Below are 12,195 nucleotides of genomic sequence, written 5' to 3'. Positions count from 1 at the left end.
AATTATTCATTATTGGAGGAGACAATGAATCAATCTATCATATACGTGGTTTCGGATTCAGTGGGAGAAACAGCTGACCTTGTGACAAAGGCTGCAGTGAGTCAATTTAGCACTTTAAATATAACGCTTAAACGAATTCCATTTGTGGAAGATATTTCTACGATTGATGAGGTTGTAAACTTGGCGGAAATGGATAATGCAGCCATAGCTTATACTTTGGTAAAGCCGGAAATCCGAGAGTATATGGCTAAAAAATCGATAGAAAAAAATGTAGTTGCTTTTGATATCATCGGTCCTTTTATTGATACACTTGAAAATAAGTTTGGCGAGCAAGCGTTAAATGAACCTGGACTGGTAAGGAAGTTAGATGAAAATTATTTTAAGCGAGTAGAGGCGATTGAGTTTGCTGTAAAATATGATGATGGAAGAGATCCAAAGGGAATTATCAAGGCTGATATTGTGCTATTAGGTGTGTCAAGAACCTCAAAAACTCCTTTATCTCAATTTTTGGCACATAAGCGATTTAAGGTGGCGAATGTCCCGCTTGTCCCAGAAGTTGAACCTCCGGAAGAACTATTTCAGATAAACCCTAATAAATGCATTGGGTTACAAATTAGCAGTGAAAAATTGAACAATATAAGAAAAGAGCGTTTAAAGTCTTTAGGACTGAACGATAGTGCGGTATACGCGAATCTGGATCGCATAAAAGAAGAATTAGCATACTTTGAATCAATTGTTAAAAAGCTGAATTGCCCGATCATTGATGTGACCAATAAGGCAGTCGAAGAAACAGCAAATATTATCGTGAATATCATTAATAAACAGCGATAAAAAGAGCATGCGGAAGCATGTTTTTTACATGAGAAATATAAATTCCGTTATGCGAGTGAAAAGTGTAGCAATTTGACAAGATTTATTCTATAATAAAAAATTGTGATAAAATACCTTTCATCAGGTTTAGAGTTATTTATTAAGGAATAAACTAGAATAAGCTTTTAAATAACAAAAAGTCAAGAAGTCCTAAAAAAAATAATTCGACAAACGTATAATCAGTCTAGAAAAAAGAAGGATTAAGATGAGAGATGTAGAAATACAAAAGAAGAGTCGTTTAACGGTTTTTGTAGATGCGGATGCCTGCCCGGTTAAAGAAGAGGTTTTGAGCGTATGCGAACCATATGAAGTTGAGATTAACTTTGTGGCAGCCTATACAAATACTACAGATCGTTATCCTGATGTTACCTGGAAGTGGGTAGAACCGGGAAGAGATGCAGCGGATTTATATATATTAAATCATTTAAAGCGGCATGATATTGTTATTACTGAAGATATAGGACTGGCAGCAGGATGTCTTGCTAAGTATGCTTATGTTTTAACTTCAAGGGGAATAGAGATAACAGAAAATGAAATTGATTCATTTATTTCTTGAAACCCGGCACCTGAATGCTAAAGCAAGAAGATCTGGTAAATATGATAAAGGACCAAAAAAACTAAAAAAACCGGATAAAATGAAGTTTTCGGAGACATTAAAAAAAATATTGTCGAAAATTGAAGGATTTCAGGGACCGATATAGAATTAAGTTATTCATGCTTATTATGAAATAGGTGCTAAAACTTGAAAAACCAATTAATTCCAGATGAAACAGTGAACGAAATTCGCACTAAAAATGATATCGCTGATATCGTTGGTGAATATGTTCAGTTAAAAAAACAAGGTCGAAATTACTTTGGTCTATGTCCATTTCATAATGAAAACAGTCCATCATTTTCTGTAGCCCCAGATAAGCAAATCTTCCATTGCTTTGGGTGTGGTGCCGGAGGGAATGTCTTTACATTTTTAATGGACATAGAAGGATATTCCTTCACAGAAGCTGCAAAAAGTTTGGCTGAGAGGGCTGGTATACCTCTGGATGTACATGAAAATGAATCTCCGGATGGGACAAAGCCTCGCCATGAACTGGATGATATGAAGGAAGCGCATGAGCTTTTAAGGAAATTTTACCACCATTTGCTCGTAAATACAAAACAGGGTCAGGAAGCTCTTGAATATCTGTTGAGCCGCGGATTTACGGTGGAATCAATAGAAAAGTTCCAAATAGGTTATTCACTCGATTCCTGGGATTATGTGCATAATTTCCTAAAGAAGCGAAACTTCTCTATCGAGCGCATGGAAAAAGCAGGTTTGCTGGTCAAAAAGGAAGACGGACAAAAATATTTTGATCGATTTAGAAACAGAATTATGTTTCCAATTTTTGATAGGCAAGGTAAAACAATCGCTTTTTCTGGAAGGGCTCTTGCAGCCGGAGATGAACCAAAGTATTTAAATAGTCCCGAGACACCTCTTTTTAACAAGAGCAAAATAGTATACAACTATCATCTTGCTCGTCCCTTTATACGAAAGAAAGAGGCAGCAATCTTGTTTGAAGGATTCGCTGATTGTATATCTGCCGATCGTGCAGGTGTTCATAACGGTGTAGCAACAATGGGAACGGCCTTAACTGAACAGCATCTCCAATTGCTTAAACGAAGTACAGATACCATTATCGTTTGTTATGATTCGGATGCACCAGGAATAGAGGCAGCAAATAAAACAGCTGATTTGATCCGGGAAAGCGGCTGTCAGGTAAAAATCGCAATCATGCCAAATGGATATGATCCCGATGACTATATCAGGGAATTTGGAGAGGAAAAATTCCAAAATGATATAATAGGGGCCGCACATACGTATATCTCTTTTAAAATGATATACCATAAAAGAGGGAAAAACTTTGCAAACGAAGGGGATAAGATGGACTATATCGATCTTGTCCTTCGTGAAACTGCAAAACTTGATAGTGAAGTGGAAAGGGAATTCTATCTAAGGCAAATTGCTACTGATTTTACACTTTCTCTTGATTCTTTGCTTAATCAACAGAGCAAAGTGGGTAAATATAATAAAAAGGCAAAAAACTCTCCCAATCCGAATGCTCAAAAGCAAACATTACCAACCATGCGTAGAGATAATCGGATGAAACCTGCTTATATAAAAGCGGAGGAAACATTGCTTGCCTTAATGCTTCATGATCGTGATCTTGCATTTCGTATTCAAAAATTACTTGGAGAAAATCAAATGGTTGTGGATGATCACCAGGCAATCATTACGTATTTATTCGCTTTTTATGAGGAAGATCATGAAGCGGATACAAGTTTGTTTCTTCATTTCCTACCAGATCCGAATTTGCGTAAGATTGTAACTGAAATTGAAATGATGACTTATAATCACGATCCGAGCGAACAGGAACTATATGATTATATCCACCAAATTAACAGATATCAAAAAATGCTAATCATTAAAGAAAAGGAGGCGGAACAACTCGAGGCTACAAGAAGACAGGACACAAAACGTGCTGTTGAATTGGGTATCGAGCTCATTTCGTTAAGAAATTCTTTATGATGTGAAATAAGAAGTGGATTGAGAAGGAGGGGAACAAATGGCTGAAAAGTCAGCACGTTCCAAAGAAAAAGAAGTAGAAAGCAACACAGAAATGACATTAGACCAGGTGAAAGAATTTATTACAGAGCTTGGGAAGAAACGCAGCAGGCTAACTTATGAGGATGTAGCAGAAAGGCTTTCCAGTTTCGTACTTGATTCAGAACAAATGGATGAATTTTATGAATATCTTGGTGAGCAGGGTATTGATATAGTAAATGAAAGTGATGATGATAACCCGGGAACTCAGGAACTCGAAAAAGAAGAAGAGTTTGACTTGAACGATTTAAGCGTTCCTCCAGGTGTAAAAATTAACGATCCTGTACGCATGTACCTGAAAGAAATCGGCCGTGTTGATTTATTATCGGCAGAAGAAGAGATTGTCTTGGCAGAGCGTATTGAAGAAGGCGATGAAGAAGCAAAAAGACGTCTGGCTGAAGCAAACCTTCGTCTAGTTGTCAGTATCGCTAAAAGATACGTAGGCCGCGGCATGTTGTTCCTTGATTTGATTCAGGAAGGGAACATGGGATTAATTAAAGCAGTTGAGAAGTTTGATCATCGTAAAGGGTTTAAATTCAGTACGTATGCAACGTGGTGGATCAGACAAGCTATCACCCGTGCCATTGCTGACCAAGCCAGAACCATCCGTATTCCTGTGCATATGGTAGAAACCATTAATAAACTAATCCGTGTCCAAAGACAACTCCTTCAGGATTTGGGACGTGAACCATCTCCCGAAGAGATAGCTGAAGAGATGGATTTAACACCGGAAAAAGTCCGTGAAATTCTTAAAATTGCTCAAGAACCTGTATCCTTGGAAACGCCAATTGGTGAAGAAGATGATTCTCACCTGGGTGATTTTATTGAAGATCAAGATGCTACATCTCCTTCTGATCATGCAGCATATGAATTATTAAAAGAACAGCTGGAAGATGTATTAGATACTTTAACAGACCGTGAAGAAAATGTACTTCGATTACGTTTTGGGTTGGATGATGGCAGAACCCGTACGTTAGAAGAGGTAGGGAAAGTATTTGGTGTAACACGTGAGCGAATTCGACAAATTGAAGCGAAAGCTTTGCGTAAATTGCGTCATCCGAGCCGCAGTAAGCGTCTTAAGGATTTCTTAGAATAGAATATACCATAAATAGTTTAAAAAAACAGCTTCACCCAGGTATCTGGGGTGAAGCTGTTTTTATATTAAATGTATTTTAGAAAAAGACAAAGAATAGGGTACATATTTAGGAAATAAAAAAATGATTTACTTGAGCATGAAAGAAAAACTAAAACTTACGGATTGGATGAATTATCGCGAATTTTGGGTCTGAACTGTATAAAGTAAGGAAAAAATTGAAGAAAATAAAAGTTATAACTTTTCCAAAATTGGTTTTTACAGTAAAATGAAGAAGGGTAAATGTAAGATGATGGTTAAATTAGTACTTACATAGGGGAGGGGAACTACTATGAAAAACAATGCATTTATGCCATATATTTTAATTATGGTACTGGGTATTACACTAGTCTTTTTCTTATCACTTAAAGGTCTTGGGGATGCTGATAAAATGGCTAAAGAAAAAGAAGGCGGCGGAAAAACAGAAGAAACAGCAAGTTCTGATAAACCGGAAGATATTTATAAGCAACAATGTGCTTCGTGCCATGGCGGTAATTATGAAGGTGCAGCTGGTCCTAAATTAATAGGGGTAACGGACAAAGAACACATTAAAGATCGTATCGAGAACGGTAAAGGAATGATGCCTGGCGGACTTGTACCGGAAGATAAGGTCGACGATATGGTCGATTTTATAGCAGGCTTAAAATAGGAAAAAACCCATTGCCTAAGCAATGGGTTTTTCTATGTATCAGCTAAGCATATCCTGTCTTGTAAACACGATAAAGGAAATAAGAAGAGCTCCAAGTCCCCATAAGGCTAAAATGGAAAGGGAGAAAGGCAATGTCATCCCATCAATCATAGGCATACTGCCTGAAAGATAGTCGATCAATTCCAGATTCACACTGTAAATATATTTTGCTCCGTCCCAGGCTGTCGCAAATCCTTTTAAAATAGCCCCTGCTATGAGGGAGGCAAACATTACGCCCATACCTCCCGGCGTGTTACGAATCAGTATAGAGACCATAAAAGCAATTGTTCCGACGATCACGCTGACATACCACACTAGTCCTGCTGACATTAAAATATATTGCCATTGTGGTATAAGTCGGATTGAATCGGTGATTAAATTGCCATTAACATATTCGAACCCCGTTGCAATTGGTAATTTCCAACCTGAGAAACTAAAGAATATCCCAGCCAAAAAATAAGATAGGGCAATAACAATTAAGACGATTAATGAAATAAATAACAAAAGTGTAACATATTTACTTAAAAGAATCTTCCACCTTTTCACAGGCCGAGTCAGCAATAATTTTATTGTACCGTCACTGCGCTCCCCACTGATTATATCAATCGCTATAATCATGACGAGTAAAGGTATAAACATGCCAATCCCCTGTTTCAAAAATTCTCTTACAAACGTGGGAGCTCCCGGAGAGCTGGGATTGATATCATGTTCTAAATAGTATTGCTGCTGTTTAACCTGGATACTTAAATAATGCTTCCATTCCTCAGATATCCCGGTACTGCTTAGGCGATTCTGACCTTCGACAATTCTCTGCTGAAGAACAACGCGCCAGTCATCGGTTCCCATCCGTTTCTCGGTTTCTTTTGTCTGTTGATTTTGCGCATAGAGGAAAATTGGAATTAGAACAAGCAGGATTAAGATGATGACCGCAATACGCCGCTTTTTAATTATTTTTTCTGCTTCATTAAATACGAGTTTACCGAACTCTATCATGGTTGTTCCCCCCTGTCAGCTCCATAAATAGATCCTCTAAGGTTAACGTTTTTTCATATACGGAATGTACATTAATCCCATTTTCGTTTAAAAATCGATTATATGTACTGATAAAATCCGCTGGTAAGCTGCAGACTACTAAATCATCTTTTATTTGCAAATCATGAATATGTTCTTTCGTTTTTAATAATTCGAATGCTTTTTCAAGGGGTGTAACCCTCCACTCAACTCTGTCTCTGGAATGGTCAAGCAAATCGCTAACGCTTGAGATGGTAATCATTTTACCAGTATTGATAATCGCTACTCGGTCACACATTAATTGAATTTCGCTTAATAAGTGACTGGAAATAAATACACTGATTTCCTTTGTTTGTACCAAGTTTCGAACAAACTCACGTAATTCACGAATTCCTGCTGGATCAAGTCCGTTAGTAGGTTCATCCAGTATCAATAATTGTGGATTTCCAAGTAAGGCCTGTGCGATTCCAAGGCGCTGCTTCATTCCAAGGGAATAGGTTTTAACTTTGTCATGTATTCTGCTTTCAAGATTTACCTGCCGGATAATATCCTCTATTCTGTTATCAGGGATATCTCCGAGCATACGGGCAAACTGTTTCAGGTTTTCCCAGCCTGTCAGATACGTATAGAGTTCCGGATTTTCAACAATGGAGCCTACCTGGCGCATAGCTTTCTTAAATGATGTTCGTAGGTTGTAACCTCCAATTGTAATGGTCCCTCGTGTTGGTTTAATTAAACCGACAAGCATTCGGATGGTAGTTGTCTTACCCGCACCGTTTGGCCCTAAAAAACCAAAAACCTCTCCATGATCCACTTCAAAGCTGATATCTTCAACAAGGTGATTACCTTTAATGACTTTGGTTAAATGATCGACTTTCAATACAGGTTGACTCATATATCAATCCCCTCCCAACTGTTGTTGACTTGCTATGGACTGGATCAACCGTTCCGAAATAGCTTCATATCCTTTTTTATTAGGATGGAAGTGATCTGTGTACAAAAAGTTTTTTCCTTGGCCCTGAAATAAGTCAAAGACTGGAATGATATGTATGTCTGGGTATTGAGTAGCCAGTGTTTGCAATTGGTGGTTCCAATCAATAACAAATTTTGAGGTATCCCCTAATTCCTTAAATTCTTCAAAGGGATTGTACAGACTGATCCAATAGATGGGTACATCCGTATTATAAGAGCGGATTATCTCGATAATTTTCTTGCTATTATTAATAAAAGTATTTGTATCTGGTGTATATTCAGTTAGGTTAGTCGTTAATGTTTCAACACCGGGAAAGAGATCATTTCCTCCGATTGTCATAACTACTAAATCAGCGTTCTTAACTGTATGCTTGGTACCTGAAGTATTAAGAATGGTTAGTAAATCGGTTGTTTTAGCTCCGCTGACCGAGAGGTTGGACAAACTAATCTTCTGATCATAGTCCCCTGTTAATCTGGCGGTTAATCTTTTTACATAGCCATCGCCACTATCATCGCCAACTCCGCGAGTTAAAGAATCGCCCAGAGCTACAATAGACAATTTTTCGGTATCTTTTTTAGTGAGCGGCTCTTTCTCTTTTTCCATTTTATATTGATTAATCTCCTTTGGATTTATAACTGCTCTGGTACCCTGAATAAAGCCAGCGAGTAATAGAAACGTTGTCAGTAAACTAATGACAAGAATTGTGACGGTTATCCACTTTTTTTTCATTTATCCACCTGCTTTACTATAGTTTAGAGTTGATCTAGTTTCAGTTTTCACGTTCCTATCTCTATTAAACCAAAATATTGTGACAAGGAGGAGAAATTTGGCTGAAAAATGTATACTGAAGAAAGTCCTTTGCATTAGGGGATGAGTTTTTTTATACTAAGGTAATAAATGAATTCCTATTAAGAGTGGAGTATGAAGTAATGAATGTAGATAAATTATCAAAAAGATTAACGCGAGTAACCTCCTATGTCCCAAAGGGCAGTGTTTTGGCTGATATAGGATCTGATCATGCCTATTTGCCTTGTTATGCAGTTAAAGAAGGAATCGTACAAAAAGCCATTGCAGGAGAAGTAGTGGAAGGTCCTTTTCAATCTGCATTAAGCCAAGTGAGGGAATCTCAGCTAGAAGACTCTATATCTGTTCGTAAAGGAAATGGTCTGGAAGTTATATCTCCTGGAGAAGTAACAGCTATTACGATATGCGGAATGGGCGGTTCTTTAATAACAAGTATTTTAGAAAATGGAAAATCTAAACTATCAGGGAGAGAGACGTTAATTCTACAACCCAATATTGGAGCTCAGTTTATACGAAAATGGCTGATAGCCGAGGGGTGGGAATTGAAAGCGGAAGAAATCCTGGAAGAGGACGGAAAAATATATGAAATTTTAGTAGCTGAAAAAGGAGAGCCATTGAAGTCTTACCGAGGATTGCCTTTTGAAGCAGCAGAATTAATGGGGCCATTTTTATTAAAAGAAAAGAATTCAATCTTTATGAAAAAGTGGACAATGGAGTTAAAGCATTGGAATAAGATTTTGAAACAAATAGAGTCCAGTGAAAACGAAAAGACTCAGGAAAAGAAAGAAGAAATTCAAAAATCAATAGAGTTGGTAGAGGAGGCGCTTCAATAATGAAAACACCAAATGGTTATGAAGTCATCCAGCTTTTTGAAGGCTATTCCCCTAAATATTTAGCTGAAGAAGGAGACCCAATCGGGTTGCAGGTCGGCAGTCTTAGCAAGAAAGTAAAGAAAGTTATGGTGGCACTGGATGTAACCGAAGAAGTGGTGGATGAAGCTGTACATAAAGGTGTGGATTTAATTATTGCACATCATCCGTTGATTTTTCGCCCATTAAAAAAAATCACCCCTGATCAGCCGGCTGGAAGAACAATTGAAAAATTAATTAAAAATGATATTGCTCTTTATGCAGCGCATACGAATCTTGACATTGCGGAGGGCGGCGTCAATGATATGCTGGCCGATGCGTTGGGACTTGAGAATACTTCTATTTTGAAGGGGACTCATCGAGAAAAACTTTACAAACTAGCTGTATATGCACCTACTTCAGCTGAATCTGAAGTGCGTGAAGCATTAGGACGAGCGGGTGCGGGCAATTTGGGCAATTACAGCCATTGCAGTTTTACATTGTCAGGTACAGGTAGATTTAAGCCTGATCAAGAGGCGGATCCGTATATTGGATCCTCAGGAGAATTTGAACATGTAGAAGAAGTGAAGATAGAAGTTATTGTACCGGAACCTACTGTAACCAAAGTAGTGAAAGCAATGCTGAAAGCTCATCCATATGAAGAAGTCGCTTACGATTTGTATACTCTTGAAAACAAGACAGGTAAGGAATTTGGGCTAGGTCGAGTTGGTACTATCTCAGAGGCTATGTCTTTAAGAGAATATGCAGAGCATGTCAAACAGGCACTGGATGTGGCTTCAGTTCGCGTCGTGGGAGATCTCGATGCCTCAGTGGAAAAGGTGGCTGTGCTAGGCGGAGATGGTGATAAATTTGTCAGAACAGCACAATTTGCCGGTGCAGATGTCTTTATTACCGGTGATATTTATTACCATACAGCGGTTGACTTTAAGCAGGAAGGCATGAATATCATTGATCCTGGTCATAATGTAGAAAAAATTATGAAGCAGGGCGTTTCAAATAAGATGGCAGCCCTATGCAAAGATTCTGGCTTTGAAATAGAATTCATCCCATCCAAAGTTGATACAAACCCATTTCAGGTAATCTAAAAAGCTGAAGGGCCTTGGTCAGGAGCGAGGAGCATAAGACAAAGGCACGTAGGGGATGAACTTCCCCCGCAGTGGCTTTGCTTATGTCCTGAGCTCCTAGGCCCTGAAGCTGGATTGACTAAAAAGCTGAAGGGCCTTGGTCAGCCGCGACAAGCATAAGAGGAGGTGCGTAGGGAGAACGCTTTTTTCTCCCGCAGCAGCTACACTTATGACTCGAGCGGTTAAGCCCTGAAGCTAGATTAACAAAACCGAATTCTCCATTAATAAAATAAGAGTCAAAAAAAGTTGCCTGCTGGTCTGCTGGCAACTTTTTTAAACTCTTTTCATTTCATAATCTTTTCCCAAATAATCTTTATTTCACTTTTACTTTAGGCAATATTTTGGAAAGAGGTACTTTCTTTTCAGTTGCCCATGTTGATGGGGCAGCAGGATCGAATTGATCCAAAAATGCAATGACTTCTTTAGTAATAGGAGTGGGTGTGGAAGCACCTGCTGTTACACCGACTACTTGAGCATCCTTGATCCAGTCTATTTCTAACTCACTGACATCAGCAATCCGATAGGCTTTAGTATGGGCGATTTCTTCAGATACCTGTGCTAATCTGTTGGAGTTATTGCTCTTGGGATCCCCAACCACAATCAGAACATCCAAATCTTTTGCCTGCTCAGCTACAGCTTCTTGACGTACTTGAGTAGCCATACAAATTTCTTTATGGATTTCAGCTGCAGGGTATTTTTTCTTCACTTCTTCTATTAAGTCTGCAACATCCCATTGACTCATGGTCGTTTGATTGGTCACAATGATTTTCTCGTTATTAATGTTAAGATCATCGATATCTTGTTTGGACTCAATGAGATGCACAATGTCGGGAGCTACGCCAACAGCGCCTTCAGGCTCGGGATGTCCTTTCTTGCCGATATAAATGATATCATAGCCCTCTTTTTCTTTTTCTTCAATTAAATTATGAGTAGCTGTAACGTCCGGGCAGGTTGCGTCAATCGTTACAAGGCCCTTTTGTTTCGCAATTTCTCTTACTTCAGGAGATATACCATGTGCAGTAAAGATGACAGTGCCGGAATCAACCTTCTCAATGATTTCTTTACGGTCTCTACCGTCAAGCGTAATAATCCCTTCTTGTTCAAATGCTTCTGTAACATGCTGATTATGGACAATCATGCCCAAAATATAAATAGGGCGGGGCAAAGTTTTATCTAAAGCGGCATTTCTTGCGATAACCATCGCATCCACAACGCCGTAACAATATCCTCTTGGGGAAATTTTAACTACTTTCATTGATTAAAAAAAAGCCTCCTTGCTCCTTGTCTGTTTGACAGATGGAGTGTTTCTTATATTATAAGCGAGGACTTTAAAACTTACAAAAAGAAATCATCAGGAAATCTCCTATGTAAAAAAGCGCTCCTTTTTTAGGGGCGCTGAACGTTTATATAAAAAGTTTTGGCACGGATGGTTTCACAGTAGGGATTTTCGGTTTTATTAATGTGCTTTCAGGAAGCTCGTGTGCTAAGTCTAATTCGCTGGATTCATCATTTTTCTGATTAGAGCTTTTAACGGATTCTGAAGTCTCTATAGGGTCGGTTGACTCCAAAACGCTTGATTCAACCTGATTGAAAGGTTCTTCTGCTTCATCTTCAGTGGTAATTGAATTTAATCCCCGATAAATTTTCCACATGGACGGTAAATTTTTAATAAGTGGTCCATATTGCTGAACCTGGCGAACCATTGGTACAACTCGTTCGCCGGCTGCTAATACCTTTTGCGTACTGTTCATGAAATTTGTCAAAGTAGAACCTCCGCTGGCTGCTTTAGCAGCTGTGTTGGCACCCTGTGCCAGGCCGGAACCTCCCCCTCTGCCAAACAAAGACGCCAGAAATCCTCCGCCTTGCTTGGGTGCGTTTACTGCTCTGAAAGGAATCCCTCCTCGGGGCATAGGTGGACCGAAAAATCCTCTTGTATTAAATTGAGGTGCTGAACCTCTGATAAAGCCGTGTCCTCGTGGCGGTCCAAAAATAGGTGGCCTCATGGGTGGCATATGTTTCCCTCCTTTCTATATTGTCTCTTGTTCAGGTTCACATAATAGAATATGTCAGGCAGGGACGGTAAAGTGCG

General features: G+C 38.9%; 13 protein-coding genes. 8 read left to right on the top strand and 5 right to left on the bottom strand.

The window, feature by feature from the left end:
- Positions 1 to 24 precede the first annotated feature (24 nt).
- The 6 genes from AC4G3L_RS05055 (at position 25) to cccA (ending at position 5,286) form a co-directional block, all read left to right on the top strand.
- The gene (locus AC4G3L_RS05055) at positions 25 to 831 is read left to right on the top strand and encodes a pyruvate, water dikinase regulatory protein (RefSeq protein WP_491075880.1); all 807 of its coding nucleotides are present in this window, start codon (positions 25 to 27) and stop codon (positions 829 to 831) included.
- Positions 832 to 1,075: 244 nt separating this feature from the next.
- On the top strand, positions 1,076 to 1,426 hold the full coding sequence (locus AC4G3L_RS05050; protein WP_491075879.1) for a DUF188 domain-containing protein: 351 nt from the start codon (positions 1,076 to 1,078) through the stop codon (positions 1,424 to 1,426).
- The gene (locus tag AC4G3L_RS05045) at positions 1,401 to 1,571 is read left to right on the top strand and encodes a DUF188 domain-containing protein (protein WP_491075878.1); all 171 of its coding nucleotides are present in this window, start codon (positions 1,401 to 1,403) and stop codon (positions 1,569 to 1,571) included. The genes AC4G3L_RS05050 and AC4G3L_RS05045 overlap by 26 nt, the downstream gene beginning before the upstream one ends.
- A 41-nt stretch (positions 1,572 to 1,612) precedes the next feature.
- Positions 1,613 to 3,430, top strand: coding sequence for a DNA primase (dnaG, locus tag AC4G3L_RS05040; RefSeq protein ID WP_491075877.1), 1,818 nt, complete (start codon positions 1,613 to 1,615; stop codon positions 3,428 to 3,430).
- Between the two features lie 37 nt (positions 3,431 to 3,467).
- On the top strand, positions 3,468 to 4,601 hold the full coding sequence (gene rpoD / locus AC4G3L_RS05035; RefSeq protein ID WP_491075876.1) for an RNA polymerase sigma factor RpoD: 1,134 nt from the start codon (positions 3,468 to 3,470) through the stop codon (positions 4,599 to 4,601).
- A 328-nt stretch (positions 4,602 to 4,929) separates the two neighbouring features.
- Positions 4,930 to 5,286 carry a cytochrome c550 gene (gene cccA, locus AC4G3L_RS05030; RefSeq protein ID WP_491075875.1) on the top strand — a complete coding sequence of 119 codons (357 nt, stop codon included), beginning with the start codon at positions 4,930 to 4,932 and terminating at the stop codon, positions 5,284 to 5,286.
- Positions 5,287 to 5,325: 39 nt separating this feature from the next.
- Here the strand turns inward: cccA and AC4G3L_RS05025 are convergent, their stop codons facing one another.
- From AC4G3L_RS05025 to AC4G3L_RS05015, 3 genes are read right to left on the bottom strand one after another with little or no spacing between them, the layout of a single operon-like run.
- The gene (locus tag AC4G3L_RS05025; RefSeq protein ID WP_491075874.1) at positions 5,326 to 6,318 is read right to left on the bottom strand and encodes an ABC transporter permease; all 993 of its coding nucleotides are present in this window, start codon (positions 6,316 to 6,318) and stop codon (positions 5,326 to 5,328) included.
- A complete protein-coding gene (locus AC4G3L_RS05020; RefSeq protein WP_491075873.1) occupies positions 6,302 to 7,231 on the bottom strand; it encodes an ABC transporter ATP-binding protein in 930 nt (309 codons plus the stop codon). Before AC4G3L_RS05020 ends, AC4G3L_RS05025 begins: the two co-directional genes overlap by 17 nt.
- 3 nt (positions 7,232 to 7,234) lie before the next feature.
- The gene (locus AC4G3L_RS05015; RefSeq protein WP_491075872.1) at positions 7,235 to 8,038 is read right to left on the bottom strand and encodes a GDSL-type esterase/lipase family protein; all 804 of its coding nucleotides are present in this window, start codon (positions 8,036 to 8,038) and stop codon (positions 7,235 to 7,237) included.
- A gap of 200 nt (positions 8,039 to 8,238) precedes the next feature.
- Between AC4G3L_RS05015 and AC4G3L_RS05010 the strand changes: the two genes are divergently transcribed.
- Positions 8,239 to 8,946, top strand: a complete 708-nt coding sequence (locus AC4G3L_RS05010; protein ID WP_491075871.1) for a tRNA (adenine(22)-N(1))-methyltransferase — start codon at positions 8,239 to 8,241, stop codon at positions 8,944 to 8,946.
- Positions 8,946 to 10,067 (top strand): Nif3-like dinuclear metal center hexameric protein, encoded by a 1,122-nt coding sequence (locus AC4G3L_RS05005; RefSeq protein ID WP_491075870.1) that lies wholly within the window; start codon positions 8,946 to 8,948, stop codon positions 10,065 to 10,067. The genes AC4G3L_RS05010 and AC4G3L_RS05005 overlap by 1 nt, the downstream gene beginning before the upstream one ends.
- A gap of 352 nt (positions 10,068 to 10,419) precedes the next feature.
- On the opposite strand, the gene AC4G3L_RS05000 is transcribed toward AC4G3L_RS05005, so the two are convergent.
- Both AC4G3L_RS05000 and vrrA read right to left on the bottom strand, forming a co-directional pair.
- A complete protein-coding gene (locus AC4G3L_RS05000) occupies positions 10,420 to 11,361 on the bottom strand; it encodes a 4-hydroxy-3-methylbut-2-enyl diphosphate reductase (protein WP_491075869.1) in 942 nt (313 codons plus the stop codon).
- Between the two features lie 148 nt (positions 11,362 to 11,509).
- On the bottom strand, positions 11,510 to 12,118 hold the full coding sequence (vrrA, locus tag AC4G3L_RS04995) for a VrrA/YqfQ family protein (protein ID WP_491075868.1): 609 nt from the start codon (positions 12,116 to 12,118) through the stop codon (positions 11,510 to 11,512).
- Between the last annotated feature and the right edge of the window lie 77 nt (positions 12,119 to 12,195).

This window comes from Bacillus sp. z33 (assembly GCF_058313615.1).
This window is presented reverse-complemented; position numbering and strand designations above follow the sequence as displayed.